This window comes from Methanocaldococcus sp. FS406-22 (assembly GCF_000025525.1).
Classification (GTDB): Archaea; AGJL01; Methanococci; order Methanococcales; family Methanocaldococcaceae; genus Methanocaldococcus.
On record NC_013887.1, the window covers coordinates 879,400 to 901,116 of the forward strand.

Sequence of the window (21,717 nt, forward strand, 5' to 3'; positions counted from 1 at the left end):
TCTAAAGAGCCTCAAATATCCTTTTATCTAAAAACTCCTCTAATAATTCTTTTGTATTATAAACTTTAACTTTATTTTGCTTCTTTAAATCGTTATCATTACTCCAAATTGGGCAGTTCAGCTTTAAAGCTAATGCTACATAGTGAGTGTCTTTCTCATCAATGTCTTTCATTATCTCATAAGCTTCTTTAATCTTATCTTCATAATATTTTGAAGGAACTACCTCAACAACTTCAAAAAATGCAACTTAATAGGTAATCATAAGACAACTTTTGTTTATAGTTGTTTCTCTTCTTCAATATGTATGGTTCATACTCCCTCTATTTCTTTTAAACCATCTTCTGGGAAAAATAGAGAGAATTCATTGCTAAATATAATCCTCCCAGTTAATGACTCATCTTTTTATTAATGCTGAAAATATAATATTGGCATCAATTACAATCCATATTTTTTCTTTATCTCCTTCCATGCTTCCTCCCGTGCTTTTTCAAAATCTTTTAAATCCTCCTCTGTTAAATTTAACTCCTCTTTTGCCTTTTCGAATAACTCCCATTTTAATTGCTCTTCTTTAATAAGTTTTTGAATCTTTCTTTTAATAATCTCTACTGGAACATTTTCTGGAACATCTATTGTTATAGTTAGCATAATATCACCATTTTTATTAAATCAAATTCTAATCTTTTCTTCTCCTCTTTCCATACCATCTCCCTAACTTTTCAAACTCTTCTAAATCTTCTTCTGTTAGATTTAACTCTTCTACATTAAATTTTTAATAATATAGTGCCTTTTCAATATTTCCCACAATTATCAATTATTCTAACCTTAGTATGTATATATAAAAATTATTTACTCTCTACCATCCAAGCAATGCAAATATAAATCCAATAACTCCAATTAGTGTTGCTACATAGGAGATAGGATATATCTGCTTAAATAAAAGCACTGGAGAGAATGCCCTAACAAATGTTGCAAATATAGGGAATATCAAAGCTACAGCAAAGTTTTCAACAATTGTTATAGGATTCTCTATATCTGGAGCTATTCCTAAGTATAGGGTTGCAAATAAACTTCCCAAGGCTATTAATAAAAGCTCCTTACTTGCCAAATATAAAGCTCTGTATTTAGCCATCAGCTCCATAGTTGCTCCTTCAATAACATCTGCCTTTGTGTGAGTTATTGAGAATGGATATTCTTTAATCATTATCACATAACCAATGAAATAACACACAGCTCCAAATATTCCAGCCAATGAGAATAAAAACGGCTCTCCAACAATATCTTTTAAAAATATGCTCTTCTTTTGGACAAATGGTAAAAATGTTGCTAAATAAAATGGAAATGAACCAATAGTAATCATTTTAAAGCTCCTTACAGCCCCCAACTGCTCTAATGAGAGTTTTAAAGTTTTTATGTAGGAAGTTCCCTTACATTCATCTATAAATGGCATTCTCCAGCCCATAATTGAACATGATAAAGAGCCTAATATAACATACATCATCTCCTCCAACTTCAGCAAACCAACGATACCAATCTCGTTAGATAAAATATGGAAAGATGTCAATGATGTTATAGCCAACAATGCCCATAACACAGTTATAGATAACAAAGGCAACAAATTATATAACCTTGGCAAATTTGCATCTGGCATTTTTGTCTCTTTAAACAAAAACTTAAAAAATGCCCAAAATCCAGGAGATAGGATGCTCGGTCCTATTCTCTGCTGTATCCTTGCTTCAATCTTTCTCTGGATTCCTGGGATATAGGTAGAGATTGCAAAAGCCAATGCTGGAATGCCAATTATTGAAATAAGTTCATCAATCATAATCTATCCCTCACTCAAGAAATTTTCTAAGAGGCATCACCGAGCGAAGCGAGGTGATGCATCATGGGTATCCGCAACCATAGGGCTTCGCCCTATTGGTATACCCAAATTTCCTAATTTACACCTCCGAGCGTAAGCGAGGAGGTGTTAGGTTTTGATGAACCTTTTACTAAAAGGTTCATACCAATAGGGCGATAGCCCTATGGATTGAGATTAATTCATCAATCATAATCTATCCCTCATTAAAAATCATTTTCCTTCAACAACCTTGGATATTGCCTTAGCTATACCAGCAATAATATCCTCTGGTCTTGGAGCACAGCCCGGCACTTTAACATCAACTGGAATGATGTTTTCAACAGGTCCAGCTACAAAGTCTGAAGTGCCTAAATCCCCTCCAATGTTTTTATAAACTCCCCCCATTAATGCACAAGCTCCAACAGCAACAACAGCCTTAGGTTCAGGGATTTTTTCATAAATCTTTCTCAATGATTCAGCAACAACTTTAGTAACACAGCCGGTAACAACTAAAATATCTGCCTCCCTTGGATTAAAAGTTAAAAAAACATTATATTGCTCAGCATCATAAAATGGGGAGAATATGGCATTAACAACCTCGATATCGCATGCGTTACAACCTCCAGTATAAACAAGCATGACATGAATGCACTTTTTCCTTGCGATTTTTTTTAGCATGTTGCCACCGATAATTTATCATTATCATTAATGACAAATTGAGATAATCAAAATATAAATAGGTTATGGTTGTTTCCTTCCAACGGCTACATAGATGTTATTAGCCCCAATTTTATCTCCGAATTTTGAAAAAATCTCAATACCTTGCTCTTTACAAAAATTCTCCACTTTCTTCCTACAAGCATCTTTTGTCTTCTCTCCAAATGATATAACAACGATATTTCCATCTATTTCCTCAAAACCTAAGACTGGTTTTTTTATTTTTTTATAGAGTTCATCAAAGTCCTTTAAATGAGTAATAATCATCTTTGCATCTTCAATAAATGGAAAGTCCTTTAAATGCTTAGTTATAAATGATATATCCCTCTCTCTATCTTGCCCAAATTTCTTTAAATCTACCTTGTAGTAGTTAAGTTTTCCATCCTGATACTCTTTTATAACTGTCTTAGCTGTTCTAATTAAATCTACTTCTCCTCCTTTGGTTAAATAACCTCTCTTATTTCCAATCTTTTTTAACAACTCCTCATCAACTGTTTCATAATCAACTCCAAAATACTCCCTTAATATTGAGTTATCAAAGTTATCTATCCTACTCAAAATCTTTAAAGCTGGAGGTATTGGATTTTCTACCTTTTCCAATCTCAAAGCTCCACTTATAACCAAATCATCCTCATCTCTCATCTCCAAAACTCCAGGAGTGTCCATAAGTTTAATATTCTTAGTTAATCTAACCCATTGCTCTCCTTTAGTTAAACCAGCTACACTTCCAGTTAAAGCCTTTCTCTTCCCAGTTAATGCATTTATAATGGAGGATTTCCCAACGTTTGGATAACCAACAATGCCAACTTTTCCTTCTTTCTTTCCCATCTCTTTTAAAGATTGTTTTATCATCTCTCTTAAAATTTTTGTTCCTAATCTTCTTTTAGCAGATACAAATACGGTATTTTCTCCAAAAACTTCTTTCCATCTTTCTAAAATATCTTTTGGGACTAAATCAGCTTTGTTTAATACATAAATTACTTTCTTTCCTTTACTTTTAATTTTTTTCTCCAACTCTCTGTTTCTTGTCATCTCTGGGTCTCTCGCGTCTAAAACCAATAAGATGACATCACATTCATCAATAATCTTATTAACTATTTTTTTAACTGGCACTTTCTTGTATCTCATAACTCTCACCTCAAAAAATGTTATCTTCCCTCTCATTTATATTTTTTATTAATAAATGTAACCAAATAAATTTATCAATTATAGAAAAGTATTTATAGAACTTCAAACACATCTAAAGATAGTTAATGAAATTTTCAATAAAAAATATGAATAAAAGGTGATATTGTGGTTGTAGATGCAAAAGAAGTAGAGATGGTAAATACTTTAGTTTTTGAAACATTGGGAAATCCAGAGAAAGAGAGAGAATTTAAGTTAAAATCATTGAAAAGATGGGGATTTGATTTAATATTTGGTAAGATAGATGGGAAAGAAACGTACTTTACTGTTGAGTTGGATGAAAGAAAAGCTGGAGATAAGTTCTCAAAAGATGGAAAGGAATACGAGGTTATTGAAGTTCTCGAAGAATTACCAAAGAATACTGAGCTCTATGCTCATATAGAGATGGAGATGGGTAGGGCATATATAGTTTGCCAGTTAAGAGATGAAGATGGAAAAAATACAGAGGTTTTGAGAGTTCCAGCTGCTACATTGTTGTTAGCTTTCTTTAAAAAGAATAAATTAGGAAATTTAATAAAAGCAGTGAAAAATGTTGGAATTAGCTTAGAAATTTCTATGCAAAATGGTGTTGGAGGGAAACCACTATCTTATGATGAACTTCCAAATGTTGCGAGAAGGTTTATAAGAAGTGCGAGAAAGGTTGAGAAAGAAACTGGCTTTGGAAGGTTGTCATTTGCTTACTATGGAGAAACAAAGGATAAAATGCCAAGATATAGGTTTAGCTGGCTATTGCCAACCATTGCATTATTTGATTTAGATATAGCTAAGAAAGTAGAACAAACCTTGGGAATTTTAAAGGTTTCTGAATAAATAATTATATTATTCTAAATTTAAAATAAAAATTTTTGAGGTGAGATGATGATTTATGGTATTTTATTGAATATTCCTGAAAAACATGCTACAAAGTATGAGGATTTAATTAGGAGAATAATTGGAGAAGGGATAGCAAGGGGAGATATATTATCATTTACTGAGGCAAGATATAAAGGGGATGTTGCTTTTGTTATGCTTGCAAGGTCAAGAAGAGCGGCTGAAAAAGTTTATCAGCAACTTAAAGAGCATCCAATCTATGTTAAAGTTATAGAGATTGAAGGGAAAGGAGATTAATAGTAATAGATATATAGATATAGTAATAGATATATAGATGAACATAAAACTTTAAATATAAGAATTGATACATTTGCTTATCGGGATTTCCCCTATTATTTTTTATGTTTTATAAAATGGTGGAGGTATAGCATAATGGGAAAAATAATATAAAAGGGAGGGGGATTGTGGAACTATTTGATTTTGATAGTATCTTTAATAGTGCTATATGTAATATGAAATATTTTATTAAAAAAGTTAAGAAATATGAAGAGATTAAAAAGCATGAAGATACCTTAAAAAAAGATTTATTAAAGGCAGTAGATGAATTTATTGAAAAATTTAGGAATAACCCATATATATGCAAAAATGGAAATAATCACAATACTTATAATACAAATGCATGTAGGGAGATAGAAAATCGCATGAAAAACTGGGTAGAAAAGCTATTTGAATATAGTGACGATGAAGAAAAATTAAATGAATTTTTTAAAATTATAGCAAGAGATGCAATGAAATTTGTTGAATTGGACTTTGAGCCAGCGTATATACTATGTGCATTGGAGGAAATAAGAGAAACTGCAGAGGAGAAATTGAAAGAAGAACTACAAACTGAAGAATATCTAAAAGTTATGGAAGAGATTGATGATTTAATTGAAAGAATGTCTTTAGTGGCTACTGCTGTTTATATGGAGTTTGAAGACAGAGTTTTTGAAAGAATGGGTATAAACAAAAACTTAAAATATAACATTATTAAGTTAGGGCTAAAAAAGATGAATATTAATTAATTTGGTTATATATTCATATAGTTATTTATTTTTATGTATTTTTATTTAAATAGTAGTGCTTGTTCGTGGCATACTATTAAATAATATAGCAATTAAATAACATTATATAATAGATACCAAATATTCAGAAACTTAAAATTAAATCGGTGGATATTATGGAAAAAATCTTCCCCAATATTTTAGAGGCAATAAAAAATGAAGAAATTATAAAGAAAAGTAAAAAAATACCCGTCCCATATTTTGGATTGTTGGCATTGGTGATATTTGAGAAGGTAAAAGAGCTCGGTTCAGAGATATCCCTATATGAAATAGGTGTAGAATTTGGAAAGATATTATCTCCAAAAAATATAGAAGAGTTGAAAAAAATATTTAAATTAATGAATTTTGGTGATTTAGAGATAGATAAAAATGAAATACTTCTCAAAAATCCACCATACAAAATAAATCTCTCTAACCCTCCATATGGATGGATACATAAAGACGAACCAATCCATGATTTTATAGCGGGAATTTTAGCTGGATGCTTAGAAGAGATATATGAAAAGAAATTTATAGTTAAGGAGATAGAATGCGTTTGTCAGGGAAAGGATAAATGCGTGTTTGAAGTTATTGAAGTCAAGTAAAGGATTTTACAACCTAAGTTATTTCGAAACTTCTACAAATAAATCAACTAATTGCATATCTTTAACCAAACCTTTGTCAGTTATTTTTAGCTCTGGAATTACTGGAAGGGAAAAGAAGCTCATGCTCAAAAATGGATTATCAAAAGAACTCCAACCTTCTATTCTTTTATACAAAGCGTTAATCTTCTCAAATACATATTTTCCATCATCCCCCATTATCCCCCCAACTGGTAAAGGAAGGCATTCAACAACCTCTCCATCTTTAACAGCCATAAATCCTCCACCAATATCTTTTAATTTATTTACAGCCAAAGCTAAATCCTTTTCATCATTTCCTATGGCTATTACGTTATGAGAATCGTGGGCATAGGAAGATGCTAAAGCCCCTTCTTCTAAGAAGTTGTATATCAAACCTTTTCCAATATTTCCAGTGTTTTTATGCCTCTCTATAACGAATATTTTGTTTATAGCATTTTCATTCAATAATATTTTTACTTCTTCAACACTAAATATCAGCTCTTCAGTTATTAAAGAATCTTTTAATGGTTTTATCACTCTAACAAATCCATCTCTCTCCTTATAATCAATCCCTTTAATTAAAAAAGCTTCTCTATCTTTATATGAGTATCTTAAGGTGTTCATGAGTTTTTCAGGAATCTTTCTTTTTCTATTTTCATTTAGTTCATTTAAAACATCATCTAAAAATCTTCCTTTTATAACAATATCATAAACTTTAAAATTGTCTAAATCTTCAAAGATTACAAAACTTGCCTCATTTCCAGCTTTAATTCCTACATCAAATCCAAAATAATTTGCTGGATTTATTGTAACCATTTGAATAGCTTCAATTGGGGAAACATAGTTGGTGGCTTTCCTTAAAATATTTAGCATATAGCCATCTAAGTCCCTAACACAGACATCATCACTAACTAACATTATATTTCTAAAATCTTTTATCTTTTTAGATATATTAAGCAAATAGATGTTTTTTGAGGCAGTTCCCTCCCTAATCATTAATTTTAGTCCTAATCTAAGTTTTTCTAATGCTTCATCTTCATCAACACTCTCATGGTCGCTCATTATTCCATGGGAGATATATTTGTTTAACATCCAACCTTTTAATTTTGGACAATGCCCATCTATTAATTTGTTGTATTTTTTAGCTACTTCTATTTTTCTTAAAACCTCTTCATCTTCATTTATCACTGCAGGATAATTCATAACCTCTCCTAAACCTAAGACATTATCTAAAAGGATGAGTTCTTCAATATTCTCTGCTGTAATCTCTGCCCCACTCGTCTCTAAGCTTGTAGCTGGCACACAAGAAGGGAGCATAACATAAACATCCAAAATTTTGGCATCACTCAACATAAACAAAATTCCATCTTTTCCAGAGATATTGGCTATTTCATGCGGGTCTATAACTACTTTTGTTACTCCACTTTTTAACACAAATTTCTCAAACTCTGAAGGTATTAAATGGGAAGATTCTATATGTATATGCCCATCTATGAATGTTGGAGACAAATATTTCCCTTTTAAGTCAATAACTTTAACATCTTCCTTTATTTTTTCAATTATCTTATCAATTTCATCATTTAAATCTACGAATGATATTTTATCCTTTTCAACTGCAACATTCCCTTTAACAACTTCTCCAGTATATACATCAATAATCCTTGTATTTTTGAAGACAATCATAAAACTCTCCCTTTAACCTTATTTATGTCAAATTTTGCTGTTTCAGCAATAGCCATAACTGCCAAAACTCCTGCCTGCAATGGGTCTCCAACAACTAAATCAGCTACTTTTGGAACAGAGCCAAACATCTTTAAGCTTATTACTGGAATGCCTGTTTTTTCCTTTAACTCTTTAACTGCTTCAGTAATTTTCCCTCCCATTAAAGAGCCAGCCAAAACTAAAATCCCCACTCGTGGGAGAGTAGCTACTGCCTTAACTGCCTCATATAAGTTGTCTTCACCAACTATTGGGAGAGTATCGACACTAATTCTCTCCCCTCTGATATTATGCCTATCTGCCTCACTTATTGCTCCTCTCGCAACTTCAGCAACTTGGGCTCCACCACCAATAATAATAACTCTCTTACCATAAATCTTTTTTAATGAGCTGTGAATTTCAAAGCTCTTTATATGCTCACAGCTTTCCATTCTTCTCTTTAGTTCATCTATATCTTTAATTCCTTCAACTTCCATATAAATAAAGCCAGTTTCTCCATCATTTTTAATAAATTGCTGAGTATAAGTTATATTTCCTCCTAGTTCAGAAAGAATTCCCGTAAGTTTGTGTAAAACTCCAACTTTGTTTTCTGCCTCTATACTTATCCCAATCTCCATGCTCTCACATTAATTTTTATTATTACAAAATTTGAGTATATATAAATAAGATAAAGATGTCAAATAACTAAAAATCAGTTAAATTATCTAAATCGTCAGTATCATCAAAAGCATCTGCCGTTTCAGTAATATCCTCTCCTTCTTTCATATCTTTTCTATTGTCCTCGTCCTCTATCACATCTTCTATAGCATCAGCTATTAATTCTCCAGCTATAACGCCTCCAGCAACAGCTGCGGCAGTACCCAATAGGTTGTTATCTCTTTCGACTATAACTGTTCTATTAACGGTTTCATTTACAGTTTCTTTCCTTCTACCAAATATCAAATATCCCAACATCAATCCAAAACCAACTAAAATAAATGCTAATCCAAAAAATAAAATTAATAAGGTTAATGGTGTCATAACCATCACACAAAAATTTTATTTTAATCTTCTCTTAACAGCTTCAGCATGTCCATACAATCCTTCAGCTTCAGCTAAGGTGATAACAATATCAGCTATATTTTTTAAACTCTCTTTATCCAATTTTTGATAAGTTATTTTCTTTAAAAATGTCTCTACATTTAAACCAGAACTCATTCTTGCAAATTGTGAAGTTGGCAAAACATGGTTTGTTCCTGATGCGTAATCTCCAACAGGAACTGGGCTATATTCTCCTAAAAATACACTTCCAGCATGTTTAATTTTATTTAAAACTTCTTCTGGATTTTTGGTTAATATTTCCAAATGTTCTGGGGCGTATTTATTTGAAAATTCAATACACTCTTCTAAATCACCAATTAATATGGCAGAGTTTTCTAAGGCTTTTAAAATAATCTCTTTTCTTTCAGCTTTTTCTATCTCATCAAATATTTTATTTTTAATTTCCTCTGCTTTCTTTTCAGATGTTGTTGTTATTATGCAAGAGGCATTAGGGTCGTGTTCAGCTTGAGCAATAAAATCTAAGGCAACAAATTCTGAATCTGCAGTTTCATCAGCAATAATTAAAACCTCTGAAGGACCTGCTAAGAAATCTATGGCAACTTCTCCATAAACCATTTTTTTGGCTGTTGTTACATATATATTTCCAGGCCCTACAATAATATCAACCTTTGGAATTGTTTCTGTTCCATAAGCTAAAGCTCCTATTGCCTGAACTCCTCCAACTTTATAAATAGCTGAAACTCCAACAATATCTCCTGCTATCAATGTAGCTGGATTACCTTTCCCTTCTTTTGTTGGTGGGGAGGTGATATATATCTCTTCACATCCAGCTACTTTTGCAGGGATTGTTGTCATTAAAACTGTGGATGGATAGAAAGCCCTTCCTCCAGGAACATAGCATCCAACTTTTTCTATTGCTCTAACAACCTGTCCTAAAACTATACCATTATTTTTAACCTCTAAATCTTTAATTTGTTCCATTTGCTTTTTGTGGAAGAAGTATATGTTATCCTTAGCCTTCTCTATAGCCTCAACAACCTTATAATCTACTGAATTATAAGCCTCTTCTATTTCCTCTTCTGAAACTCTAAAATCTTCTATTTCTACACCATCAAACTTTTTTGTGTAATATTTTAATGCTTCATCCCCTTTTTCTTTAACGTCTTTCAAAATCTCCATCACTGTTGGTAATATTTCCTCAAAGTTAGCTTTATTCCTATTAATTATTTTTTCCTCCTCTTCTTTTGTTAATTCCTTAATTTTTTTGATTATCATCTTTGCCACCATAAATTTTTGATTGACAAACTTTATATATAGTTAGTGCTTATATTATTTACTATTAAGAAAAATTTAGGGTGAGAAAATGATATTGTTTGAGTGGGGGACTTATAATGCTTTATCAACATTAAAGCAGGCAGCATTATTGGGGACAAGAATTACTGAAATTCCACCAGCAGTGTTATCAAGAAGATTGCCATCTGGATACTATGAAAGCTACAAAAAATTAGGTGGGGAATATTTCACCTCAATCTTAGCTCACGGTCCATATTACAGCTTAACGTCAGAGAAAGGATTAAAAGGACATCTCTCAGCCATAGAAAAAGCTACATTATGTGGGGCTGAGATATACAACTACCACCTTGGAAAAAGAGTGGGAGATGATTTGAACTACCACTTGGATGTTTTAAAAAAGTTCAGTGAAGTTAATAATGACATAATTTACTCTCCAGAACCAGCCACAAACATTGGTGAGTTTGGAACATTAGATGAGCTTGAAGAACTTGTAAAGGCAGCTAAAGAGGAAGATATAAAAATCATTCCATCATTACAGTTAGAAAACATATTCTTAAATGAATTGGGTGTTTATGAGAAGGATGATTTAGATGAAGCAGCTGAAAAGGCAGATGTTGATTGGTGGCTAAAGATTTTCAGAAGAATGGATAAAATATCAGATTATATAATGCACTTCAGGTTTTCACAGGTTATAGGGTTAAAATATGGAAGAAGATTCTATAAGAAGAGAGTTCCTTTAGGTAAAGGTTATCCACCAGTTGAACCATTAACTGAAGCTTTAGCTACATACTTAGTAGATAATGCTACAAGAGGGGGCTTTAAGAAAGTTCTATTTGTCTATACTGGGTTACCAGAAGTTAAGTATAGAGATTTAATTGACTTATATGCAATGATTATGAAGAAATCCATTGATAAGTTAATGAGCAAGGAGAGCCAGGTTGAATATGGTGATTTCTACAAATTTATGAGTTCAGAAGAGGAAGAATAATTTTCTTTTTTTCTATTTTTATATTTTTAAAAATTAATTACACTAAACTTAAAATATTATTTCGCATTCTATTTTTAAATAAAACAGAATAAGGTAGAGAATATGATATGTCTACCAGTAGTTGAAGATAGTGTAGAAAAAGCAATAAAAACAGCTGAAAAGTATTTAGAAATAGCAGATATTGTTGAATTTAGGATAGATATGCTTAAAGAAGTTAGTGAAGAAGATATAAAGAAATTTGCTAAATATCCTTGCATAATAACCGTTAGACCAGATTGGGAAGGTGGTTATTGGAAAGGAAATAATGAGGAAAGATTAAACTTAATAAAAAAGGCAATTGAATATAATGCTAAGTATGTTGATATTGAGTTAAGAGAAGAGAAAAATAAAGAAATTGTAAAATTTAGAGATGAAATTGGTTCAAAAACAAAAATTATAATCTCTTATCATGATTTTGAAAAAACTCCGTCAAAGGAAAAATTGGTAGATGTTGTTGAAAAAGCTCTTAGCATTGGAGATATAGCAAAATTTGCAACAATGGCAAATAGTAAAGAAGATGTCCTCAATATTTTAGAAGTGATAAATAAATATCCTGGAAAGATTATAGGCATTGGAATGGGGGAGAAAGGGAAACTAACAAGAATCTTGGGGGTTTATTTTGGCTCAATATTAACCTTTGCTTCTTACAAAGGGAAAAGCTCTGCCCCTGGGCAAGTTGATGTTGACACACTAAAAGAGATTTGGAAGTTAATGAAATTAGAGTAAATTTAAATTTCTTAGCATGGTTTCAGCCAATTGTTTATGCTCTCTACCACCAACTTTTTTAATTATTGAGAAATATTTCTTCATTTCTTTTTCCATCTCTTTTTTGTCTTCTTCATCAATTTTTATGTTTTTGTTAGCTAATCTTGAATAAATAACTGCCATCTCAACCAATAATCCGTCTGCTCTATTGTATGGCTTTGGAACTTTATCTAAATATATTCTTTTTATCTCTTCTCCCTCTACAATCATCAATCTGTTTTTTCCAAATTTATCTTCCTTATCAATAAACTCCCTTTTAACAACTTTATAAAATATAGTATAATAGGAGTTTTTTAAATAGGGGATATCATTGTAGTAGAGATATTCATCATTATCATCTAAAACTGCCTTTGCTATTTCAATTGGTGGAACTACATTAACCGAAAAATAATCTTCAGTTGAAAGATTTTCATAGGTATGAGAGCCAGAAAAAAGATGCATGATAACTTTTTTATCTTTAAAATAAACACCAATTGGGGCTTTATTGTCTTTGTTATCTTTCCTTGTTGCTACAACTACTTCATTTATCATAATTATCCCAATTTAATGTTTAGTAATATTGCTTATAAAACACTAACCCATCTTAGAAATACTTAAAAGTAAAATTTATATATTCCCCTTTTTTTGTATTATAAAAATGCTATATTTTAGGTCACTGATGTGGGGGTAAAGCTTATGGATAACACATATAAATATTTAGATAGTGAATATTTAAAAAAACTTCTTGAGGTAGTTTCTAAGAATCATTATCAGATGCTATTAATTTCAGAACCTGAGAATCTTGATCTTAATCCTAAATCTAAAAAATTAAAGGAAGAAATAATAGACTGGATAACAAAAAATGGTGGAAAATATTATGACATCTCACAAATTGTTGTAGAATTGCTTGAAGAAGATATATCTTCAGTAGAAATTGGGCTGAAACTTAATGATATAATTTATGACATTATATCAAAAAATAGTGGTATTCCTGAACCAATAATATTTGATAATGTTGGATTACTGTTTTCAAAAGATTTTGGGGGATTAGAGCCAATAAGAACATTTAAATACCACTCAAGAACTCATCCAATAGTTTTATTTGTCCCATTAAAATTAAATAAACTTAGACAAACTGCAACATTCGGAAATCCTGGAGATGAGGATTATAGAAGCGACATAGATATCTCAGAAATTATATGTGTAGAGTTAAAGGAGATGATGGCCGATGGTTAAGGTAAAAGAACTTTTTAATTTTCAGGAGATTCGTCCAGTCATACAAGTAGTAAAAGATGATCCAAAAGAGCTTGTTTCAACCTTTGTAGTTTCAGATAAAATGAAGAAAGATATTGAGCTTATAGTTCAGAACTTAAATGATATCCAACATCGTTCAATCTTTATAATTGGTGATTATGGTACTGGAAAGTCACATTTCTTGGGTTTTATTGTAAATATAGCAGGAGATAAATCTCTAATTGATTATATACAAGATGAAGATCTTAAAAAATACTTAAAAGAAAACTTAGAAAAAGATTTCATTATTGTTGTATATGAGTTAAATCCAATTAGACAGCCATTTGGACTCATTTTTTATCTTATAATGCAAATGTACCTTGAGAAAAATTACGGAATAAAAATTAACGTCCCAAAAACAGAGGAAGAATTTAATAGCATTTTAGACCATAAGCAATACATAATCGACAATATAATTAAACCTGTAAAAGAAAAATTTCCTGATAGAGGGATTATAGTCGCATTTGATGAGTTATCCGACTTTCTTAGACAGAAACATAGGGAGGACGTTAATCAAGATATGCAGTTTATAAGGATACTTGGAGAATTATCTGAAAAAGAAGATATAATATTCATTTTTTCAATGCAAGAAAATATCTTTAGAAGCCCTCTTTATGTTGACCAAGCAGATGCCGTAAGTAGAGTTTACCAAAGATACCATATAATCGAAATTACTAAAGAGGACGTTGAGAAAGTCCTTGCACAAAGGATAGTTCCAAAAACTCCAGCCCAAATTGCAAAGCTTAGAGAACTTTTATCACAGTATAAAAAATATTATGAGGATTTTGAAGGAAAAGAAGATGAATTTATCGAACTCTATCCAATTCATCCGTCCGTTTTACATGCATTTAGGCAATTACCTTACTTCCAAAAAAGAGGAATTTTAAAATTTGCGATGGACAAAATAAAGGAAATACTTGATAAAGAATTCCCAGCTTTTGTAACAATGGATTCAATATTTGATGAAATTTATAATAACCCTACAATATCAAATACTGAAGAAGTAAGGGAAGTTTTAGATGTTGTTGAAAGATTGCTATACAAGATACAATCCATTCCTGCTCTTAGAAAAGATAGGGATATTGCAGAGCGTATAATTAAATCTCTTGCAGTATATAAGTTGATGAAACCTGAGGAAAAACCAACTCCCTACCAAATTGCTTATGATTTAATGGTTCTTCCAAGATTAGAATCAATAGAGATAAATGACTATATACTCGGTATTATAAAAAGAATTAGAAGAGAAACTGCTGGACAATTTTTAGGTTATGATGAAAAGGAAAAGAAATTCTATATAGATTTGGAAAGAAAGATTGACTACGATGAAATAATAAACAGAAAGATTTCTATACAGAGTAATGATGACCGCGAATCTTACCTTTTTGAATTTTTGAGGGAGAGTTTAGAACTCTCCAGAGATGACGTAAAATTAGAAAGGCCAAGTATAAAGATTTTTAGAACTACAGCATTCTGGGAAAGTAGAAAGGGATTCCGTAATGGATTTATAATATTTGAAGGTAAAAATCTTAAAAATTCCGCTAAAGAATATAAAAATTTCTTAGGAAATGATTTTGCAGTAGTGGTTGTTTCTCCATATAAGTCAGAATCGATTTTTGAACCATCTGATGCTACCATATTAATTAAGCTAAAAATTAAGGAATCTGAAGAAAATCTAAAGAGATATTCAGCAATTAAAGCCCTTATTGGAGATAGACAGTATGTTAATGTTATGAAAGATAAATTAGCTACAGTAAAAAGAAAATTGGTAGATGAATTAACAAATGATATGCTAAATTCTGTAATTAACTATAATGGAAAAAATATTGTTGTTGGAGACTTAGTTGGTGAAGAAGTTGGAGATATCTACACTATTATTGAAAAGATAAAATCAAAATTGTTGGAAGATTACTTTAGTAGAGAGTATAGTGAGTATCCAAAATTCTCAATAAAAATAACTCCAGAAAATATTGAAGATGTTGTGAAAAGAGTATTGGAGGATATTTTAGCATCTCCAGACCCTGAAAATTATAGGAAAGATACCATTAAAATACTCTCAGACTTGGGATTATATAGCCAAGGCAAATTGAAAATAACTGATAACCCATACATATCAAAAATACAAGATTTATTGAGTGGAAAAACAAAGGATTTCAAGTCAATCCTTGAAAAAATGTCTCAAAAACCTTATGGAATACAAAAAGAGATTTCCTACATTTTTGTTAGTGTTCTACTCATAAATGATGAGATTGAATTAAAGAAATCAACAAAAGATCGTATAGGGCCATTAGAGATACGTGAGCTTTTAAAGAAAAAAGGTTTATCAGCATTTGATATTGTTAAATATATAGAACCTGTTTCAGAATTCCCAGTTAATGACCTTCAAAAGATATTTGATGCTTTAGAATTAGATTCAACAAAAATTAGAATAAAAAATCAGAGATTAGATGCATTAAAGGACTACAAATTCAGAGTAAGTGAATTAGAAGATGTAATTAAAAAACTTAATGACTTACAATCCAAGATTGATAAAATAAAAAATTTAGGATTTACAGTTTCTGAGGATAAAATACAATCATTATTGAACATTGCAAACAATAAAGAGTTATTGAATAAATTAAAAGAAGTTAATTCACTACATGATTTCAATAAGATACACAAAATATCTCCTGAATTAATTAAAGAATGGAGAGAAAGCATAGAAATCTTAGGAAGATTAACGAACGACCTTGAGAAGATAATCCCACTACTTGAGTATGCAAAATCTGCAAAAGACATTATAGATGCATGTGAGGATATATTCTCAGAAATTTATGTCAAAAAGTTGAATGAGCTATACGAAGAGGTAGTTAAAATTATTGAAAGTGATAAATTACTTGATATTCAACATAGGTTGCCTATTCCAGGAAAACTTGAAGAATTTAAGAGACTATATATCGAGGCTTATGCTGAAGCACATAAAAGGTACTTTGAAAAAGAAGAGTGGAAAGAACTTAACAAACTTCTGAATTCTGAAACTTTAAAAGAACTTAAGATACTCTCACAAGTGAGGTGCATAAATGGTTCTATAGTAGAACAAATTGAAAATGAAATTTATGAACTTCTTAAGAAAAGATGTAATATCACTAATCCAGAACAACACTTAACATATATGCCAGTATGTTATTGCGGATTCCCAAGAGATTCTCCTATAGGTATTGATTTATCACAAAAAGTTCAAGAATTAAGTAAAAAAATTGATGAATTAAGAGATGAATGGGAGAGAGTAATTATTGAGGAGATTAAAAAAGTTCAAGATAAAATAGAGTTCTTAAAACCAAATGAAAAAGATGCTATTGAAGATATTATTGCTCAAAACTCACTTGGAGAGGTTGATAGAGAGTTAGTAAGTATTATAAATAAACTATTTGAGGACTTCCAAGTTGTTGAAATTAGACTTGAAGAATTTTATGAATGGTTAGGGGAGGGAGGATACCTATTAACTCCAGAGGAACTAAAAGAAAAATTTGAAGAATTTATTAAAATAAAAGTTCCTAAGGGAGAAAATGTTAGGGTAAAAATTGTAAAATGAGGTGTTTATAATGGAAGACAATATTATTAAAGACATTGAAAAAGTTAAAAACATTGAGGGGTTTCCATTAGGAGATATTGAAGATATCGTTGAGATATCAAACCCCCCAGAATTTACTCTTTACCCTAACCCTTACATTGAAGACTTTATAAAAGAGTTTGGAAAGTCTTATGATGCAGAAAATGATGATTACCAAAAAACTCCTTATGTTTCAGATGTAAGTGAGGGGAAGAACGACCCAATTTATAATGCACATACTTATCATACAAAAGTTCCATATAAAGCAATAATGAAGTTTATAAAGCATTATACTGAGCCTGGAGACATAGTTTTTGATGGATTTTGTGGTAGTGGGATGACTGGTGTTGCGGCATTGATGACTGGAAGACATGCAATCTTAAATGACCTCTCTCCAGTTGCAACATTTATAGCATATAATTTCACGCATCCTGTAAATCCTAAGGAATTTAAAAAAATGGCAGAGCAAATTTTAAAAGAAGTTGAAGAAGAATGTGGATGGATGTATAAGACAAAACATGATGATGGTAGGGAGGGAGTAATAAATTATGTTGTTTGGAGTGATGTTTTTAGATGTCCAAATTGTGGTGCAGAGTTGGTATTTTGGGATATTGCAGTAGATTTTGAAAAAAATAAAGTGAAAAAAGAATTTATCTGTCCAAGTTGTGAAATTAAATTGGATAAGAGGAAACTTGAAAGAGTTTTTGTGAAAAAGTATGATTCTGCTCTTGGAAAAGAAATAGAACAAGCAAAACAAGTGCCAGTTTTAATAAATTATAAGGTTAGAGAAGGTAAAAAATGGAAAACTTATGAAAAAACCCCAGATGATGAAGATTTGAAGTTAATTGAAGAAATTGAAAAAAGAAATATTCCATACTGGTATCCAACATATAGAATGCCAGAAGGATATAATACTGAACAACCTAAAAAATCGCACGGAGTAACTCACGTTCATCATTTTTACACAAAAAGAAATTTATGGTGTTTAGCATCATTTTATGATAAAATCAGAAAGATTGAGGATAAAAATTTAAAATATGCGTTGATATTTTGGTTTACTTCAGCATTACTTAGGACTACCAAAATGTATAGGTGGAATCCTAAAAGACCAACAGGTTTTTTATCTGGAACATTATACATTCCTTCCATAGGTTATGAATTTAATATAATATATATGATGAATTATAGAATAGACCGACTGTGTAAGTATTTGAATAGTTATCCAAAAATAAATAATAAAATATACATAACAACACAATCCTCAACAGATTTAAGGAATATTCCAGACAATTCCATAGATTACATTTTTGTTGATCCACCATTCGGAGATAACCTAATGTACTCTGAATTAAACTTTATCTGGGAATCATGGCTGAGAGTTTTTACAAATAATAAACCAGAGGCAATAATAAATGAAACACAAAATAAAGATGTTTATGAGTATAAGGAACTTATGTATCAATGTTTTAAAGAAATGTATAGAATATTAAAGCCAAATAGATGGATAACTATTGAATTCCATAATTCAAAAGCAAAAGTATGGAACGCAATCCAAGAAGCTTTATCTAAAGCAGGATTTATTATTGCAATGGTATCTACATTGGATAAAAAACAAAAAACATTCAAACAAATAACTGGAACTACATCAGTTGCTACAGATTTGATTATAAATGCTTACAAACCAAAAAAAGAATTTGAAGAAAGATTCTTAAAATCTAAAGGTAAAGGATTTGAAAAAGAATTTGTAGAAGAGCATTTACAACATTTACCATTAGAACCAAATATAGAAAGAACTGATAAAGTCCTTTATTCAAGAATGTTAGCATATTATGTGCAACATGGTTATGAAATTACCATGGATTCAGAAGAATTTTATGAAATGTTAAAAGAAAACTTCATAAATATAGATGGTTATTGGTATACTATTGAGCAGGCAGATAAATTAAGAAAAGAGCAGGAAAATAAATTGGGAGAATTATTAGCCAAAAAGAAACAATTAACATTATTCATTACAAATGAAGAAGATGCTCTTCTTTGGTTATGGAATTTCTTAAAAGAGCCAAAAACTTACAGTGAAATTTATACAAACTATACAAAGTTCTTAGGAAACACTGAGGAAGACATTCCAGAATTGGAAGAACTTCTAAGACAAAACTTTATAGAGGAAAATGGAAAGTGGAGGAGACCTACCGAAGAAGAGAAAAAATCTCTCGAAAAGAAAAAGAGAGACAAACTACTTAGAGAATTTAACAAATTACTTGAAGATATTAAAGCAGGAAAGATTAAAGCTAAAATTAAAAATGTCAAAAAGAGTGTTATTGTCGAAGGATTTAAAGAATTATACAAGAAAAAGTGTTATGAAGACATTATTTTGGTAGCTGAGAAATTACCAACAAAACTTGTTGAAGAAGATGAAGATATTTCAATGTTTGTAGATATAGCATACTCAAAATTAGAGGACTGAAAATATGAGGCTATATTTATGGGTTAAGGATAGGTTAGACCCTGGAAGACCAAATTTAATCCTTGACCCTGATTTTTCTGTATCTTATGATATAATTGATAAACTAAAAAATGAAGGATACATTATTGAAGATCTTAGAGACAAACCAATACAACAACAAAAAAAGAGGATTATTGAAATTTATTCCAAACATTCTAAATTTAGTGGAATAATATTAATCTCAAGTGTCAAAGAATCAAAAATCTATTCAATAATCAAAAATTCTGGAAGAATAAACACACTATCTAATTTCCCTACATCCACAAAAATAAACTTAAATGAAATTCATTCCTATATTGATAAAATTTCTTCAGACATAAATTCAGTATTTAGATGGATTAAGTTAGCAAAAACTATAGGAAATTTAAAATACCAAGCTAAAGATATTGAAAGTCGTAAATCTATAAACCTCTTTTTAGAAAGAGTTGTAGATCCTAAATTCTTTGATTTTGTTTTTAATTCATATAACAAACTTTTTACTTACGGTTCAAAATTTTTAACTATAAATAAAGCTATAGATTACATAATCTCATTAGTGAAAAATAATAGTACAGAAAAAGTGCTTTTGGTTGTAATTGATTGTATGGCATGGGATGATTATTTTTCCATAAAAGACTTCTTTGAAAAAACATGTGATAGAGCCATTTTTGCCATGATTCCTACACTAACGTTTTATTCCCGTATATCACTTTGTTCTGGATTAATTCCAAGAAATTTTGACAATTTAACAATTAATGATGAAAAAAAGTTATTTTATCAGAAAATCAGTAATGAACTTGGAAAAGAATTAGGAATTTACATAAAGAACAATATAGAAGAGTTAAAAAATGCAATTTCTCAAGATAATCACAAAATGATATGTTTTATATATAGCAAATTTGATGAAGTTATACATTCAGAAGATGTAAACAAAAACCATGCCTATCATAAACTCCAAGAACTCTTTAAAAGAGACCTATATGACATTATAAAAACTGCTAAAGATTTGGGATGGAGAGTATTCATAACTTCTGACCATGGGAATATTGAAACGTTTGAAAAAGGATTCCATCTTCCTAAATATTTAGATTATGAAGGTAAACGATGTGGACGTGTGGATGATTTAAATCTAATAGATGAAAGCATTAAAAATCAACTTATAATAGTGGAAGGAAAAAAATTCAGACATTTAAATAACAATGATATTTTTATTTTCCCTAAAAAAAGAATACCCCTCTCAAAAGAGTCATATTCTATTACACATGGTGGTATTACAATAGAAGAGCTGATTATTCCATTTGTAGAGGTTTTAGAGGTGAAGAAAATTGTTAATAGGTCTTGAAATGCCAATAAAAGCTCGATGGGTGTATGACTTATTGAACATATTAGAACCTGGAGATAAAAATGATGAAATAAATAGAAAAATAGATCAAATACTTTTTGAAATTGCTGGAAAAGAAAGTAGAAGAAAAATTAAAACAATATTACTTAGATATTTTGTTGAGACTAAAAAAATTGATGCAAGGACAATTGAAGTTCAAAGTTCTCCATTACTATACTATTCAAAAAATTATGATTTCCAAATCATGAAACCTCTATATTTAGAAGTTTTATTAATAAGAAGTAACTCAATTAGAATCATATTAAACTCAATACTAAAAAAATATGAAAATATAAACTTCAAACGAAAGGATGTTATGGAGATTGTTAGCACAAAATTTGGACAAAGAAGATCAACAGAAAAATTTGTGGATAATTTTCTTAAAGTCATGGTTGAATTTGATATATTTTCAAAAATTGATACTGGCGTATATGCAATAAAACCAAAAATTAAACTAAATGAAAAACAAAAGGTATTATTTATACTGTTATATTCATACTATACAAAAACATCTACAATTGAATTACAAACATTTGATTTAATACAAGAATTTAATGTATTTGATTTAGATTTTGATGAAATCTTACAAAAATATAATGGAAAATTATGGCAGTTAAGTTATAGAGCAGGCGGATATTTAGTATATATCACGCAAAAATTTGATATTATTATATAAAGCAAAATTTAAGGTATTGGCTATAAAGTCGATTTTTATAAAGTTTACAAAGATATTTAATCATATTCTTCCTCCCTCAGTTCTTTTAAGTATGTTGAAGACTCTTTTCCTAAAGGGATTAAATCTTTATATTTTCCAACCATTTTCTTAGAACATCTTTTTTTTATCTTAATTGTATCCATTAAATGGGTTAGTTCTTTAATATTTACTATCATTCT

Annotated in this window: 21 protein-coding genes and 1 pseudogene; 11 read left to right on the forward strand and 11 right to left on the reverse strand. The window is 30.2% G+C overall.

Features of this window, described 5'->3' with window-relative positions; all coding sequences use genetic code 11:
- Position 1 precedes the first annotated feature (1 nt).
- The 5 genes and pseudogenes from MFS40622_RS09400 to MFS40622_RS04410 all read right to left on the reverse strand — a co-directional run.
- A pseudogene (locus MFS40622_RS09400) lies at positions 2-226 on the reverse strand (PIN domain-containing protein); the annotation flags it as partial.
- A gap of 209 nt (positions 227-435) precedes the next feature.
- Complete coding sequence (locus tag MFS40622_RS04395) at positions 436-645, reverse strand: hypothetical protein (protein ID WP_012980473.1); 210 nt, start codon at positions 643-645, stop codon at positions 436-438.
- A gap of 208 nt (positions 646-853) precedes the next feature.
- On the reverse strand, positions 854-1,822 hold the full coding sequence (locus tag MFS40622_RS04400; RefSeq protein ID WP_012980474.1) for a respiratory chain complex I subunit 1 family protein: 969 nt from the start codon (positions 1,820-1,822) through the stop codon (positions 854-856).
- A gap of 249 nt (positions 1,823-2,071) precedes the next feature.
- Complete coding sequence (locus tag MFS40622_RS04405) at positions 2,072-2,518, reverse strand: NADH-quinone oxidoreductase subunit B family protein (protein ID WP_012980475.1); 447 nt, start codon at positions 2,516-2,518, stop codon at positions 2,072-2,074.
- A 63-nt stretch (positions 2,519-2,581) separates the two neighbouring features.
- On the reverse strand, positions 2,582-3,685 hold the full coding sequence (locus MFS40622_RS04410) for a GTPase (RefSeq protein WP_012980476.1): 1,104 nt from the start codon (positions 3,683-3,685) through the stop codon (positions 2,582-2,584).
- 165 nt (positions 3,686-3,850) lie between these two features.
- Between MFS40622_RS04410 and MFS40622_RS04415 the strand changes: the two genes are divergently transcribed.
- The 4 genes from MFS40622_RS04415 to MFS40622_RS04430 all read left to right on the forward strand — a co-directional run bounded on the left by MFS40622_RS04415 (position 3,851) and on the right by MFS40622_RS04430 (position 6,239).
- Positions 3,851-4,552: a TIGR00703 family protein gene (locus MFS40622_RS04415; RefSeq protein WP_012980477.1), complete on the forward strand. Its 702-nt coding sequence runs from the start codon at positions 3,851-3,853 to the stop codon at positions 4,550-4,552.
- Between the two features lie 48 nt (positions 4,553-4,600).
- Complete coding sequence (locus MFS40622_RS04420) at positions 4,601-4,849, forward strand: hypothetical protein (RefSeq protein ID WP_012980478.1); 249 nt, start codon at positions 4,601-4,603, stop codon at positions 4,847-4,849.
- A gap of 167 nt (positions 4,850-5,016) precedes the next feature.
- Positions 5,017-5,616: a hypothetical protein gene (locus MFS40622_RS04425; protein WP_012980479.1), complete on the forward strand. Its 600-nt coding sequence runs from the start codon at positions 5,017-5,019 to the stop codon at positions 5,614-5,616.
- Positions 5,617-5,771: 155 nt separating this feature from the next.
- Positions 5,772-6,239: a V4R domain-containing protein gene (locus MFS40622_RS04430; protein WP_012980480.1), complete on the forward strand. Its 468-nt coding sequence runs from the start codon at positions 5,772-5,774 to the stop codon at positions 6,237-6,239.
- 18 nt (positions 6,240-6,257) lie between these two features.
- On the opposite strand, the gene ade is transcribed toward MFS40622_RS04430, so the two are convergent.
- From ade to hisD, 4 genes are all read right to left on the reverse strand, one after another.
- On the reverse strand, positions 6,258-7,940 hold the full coding sequence (ade, locus tag MFS40622_RS04435) for an adenine deaminase (RefSeq protein WP_012980481.1): 1,683 nt from the start codon (positions 7,938-7,940) through the stop codon (positions 6,258-6,260).
- Positions 7,937-8,593 carry a DUF5612 domain-containing protein gene (locus MFS40622_RS04440; RefSeq protein WP_012980482.1) on the reverse strand — a complete coding sequence of 219 codons (657 nt, stop codon included), beginning with the start codon at positions 8,591-8,593 and terminating at the stop codon, positions 7,937-7,939. Before MFS40622_RS04440 ends, ade begins: the two co-directional genes overlap by 4 nt.
- A gap of 67 nt (positions 8,594-8,660) precedes the next feature.
- Positions 8,661-8,996, reverse strand: a complete 336-nt coding sequence (locus MFS40622_RS04445) for a hypothetical protein (RefSeq protein ID WP_012980483.1) — start codon at positions 8,994-8,996, stop codon at positions 8,661-8,663.
- Positions 8,997-9,014: 18 nt separating this feature from the next.
- Positions 9,015-10,292, reverse strand: coding sequence for a histidinol dehydrogenase (gene hisD / locus MFS40622_RS04450; RefSeq protein ID WP_012980484.1), 1,278 nt, complete (start codon positions 10,290-10,292; stop codon positions 9,015-9,017).
- A gap of 88 nt (positions 10,293-10,380) precedes the next feature.
- On the opposite strand from hisD, the gene MFS40622_RS04455 reads away from it, so the two are divergent.
- Complete coding sequence (locus MFS40622_RS04455; protein ID WP_012980485.1) at positions 10,381-11,298, forward strand: hypothetical protein; 918 nt, start codon at positions 10,381-10,383, stop codon at positions 11,296-11,298.
- A gap of 102 nt (positions 11,299-11,400) precedes the next feature.
- Positions 11,401-12,063, forward strand: a complete 663-nt coding sequence (aroD, locus tag MFS40622_RS04460) for a type I 3-dehydroquinate dehydratase (protein WP_012980486.1) — start codon at positions 11,401-11,403, stop codon at positions 12,061-12,063.
- On the opposite strand, the gene MFS40622_RS04465 is transcribed toward aroD, so the two are convergent.
- Positions 12,055-12,633, reverse strand: a complete 579-nt coding sequence (locus MFS40622_RS04465) for a DUF447 domain-containing protein (protein WP_012980487.1) — start codon at positions 12,631-12,633, stop codon at positions 12,055-12,057. The two genes, aroD and MFS40622_RS04465, sit on opposite strands and share 9 nt — an antisense overlap.
- Positions 12,634-12,777: 144 nt before the next feature.
- On the opposite strand from MFS40622_RS04465, the gene MFS40622_RS04470 reads away from it, so the two are divergent.
- The 5 genes from MFS40622_RS04470 to MFS40622_RS04490 are packed head-to-tail and all read left to right on the forward strand — an operon-like array spanning position 12,778 to position 21,499.
- The gene (locus MFS40622_RS04470; RefSeq protein ID WP_012980488.1) at positions 12,778-13,317 is read left to right on the forward strand and encodes a hypothetical protein; all 540 of its coding nucleotides are present in this window, start codon (positions 12,778-12,780) and stop codon (positions 13,315-13,317) included.
- Entirely contained in the window at positions 13,310-16,942 is a 3,633-nt protein-coding gene (locus tag MFS40622_RS04475) for a DUF6079 family protein (RefSeq protein ID WP_012980489.1), read from the forward strand. The genes MFS40622_RS04470 and MFS40622_RS04475 overlap by 8 nt, the downstream gene beginning before the upstream one ends.
- A gap of 10 nt (positions 16,943-16,952) precedes the next feature.
- Positions 16,953-19,424 (forward strand): DNA methyltransferase, encoded by a 2,472-nt coding sequence (locus MFS40622_RS04480; protein WP_012980490.1) that lies wholly within the window; start codon positions 16,953-16,955, stop codon positions 19,422-19,424.
- A 4-nt stretch (positions 19,425-19,428) separates the two neighbouring features.
- Positions 19,429-20,784, forward strand: a complete 1,356-nt coding sequence (locus MFS40622_RS04485; RefSeq protein WP_012980491.1) for a PglZ domain-containing protein — start codon at positions 19,429-19,431, stop codon at positions 20,782-20,784.
- On the forward strand, positions 20,768-21,499 hold the full coding sequence (locus MFS40622_RS04490; protein WP_048197468.1) for a hypothetical protein: 732 nt from the start codon (positions 20,768-20,770) through the stop codon (positions 21,497-21,499). Before MFS40622_RS04485 ends, MFS40622_RS04490 begins: the two co-directional genes overlap by 17 nt.
- A 56-nt stretch (positions 21,500-21,555) precedes the next feature.
- On the opposite strand, the gene MFS40622_RS09460 is transcribed toward MFS40622_RS04490, so the two are convergent.
- Positions 21,556-21,714, reverse strand: a complete 159-nt coding sequence (locus MFS40622_RS09460) for a hypothetical protein (RefSeq protein WP_012980493.1) — start codon at positions 21,712-21,714, stop codon at positions 21,556-21,558.
- Positions 21,715-21,717 lie beyond the last annotated feature (3 nt).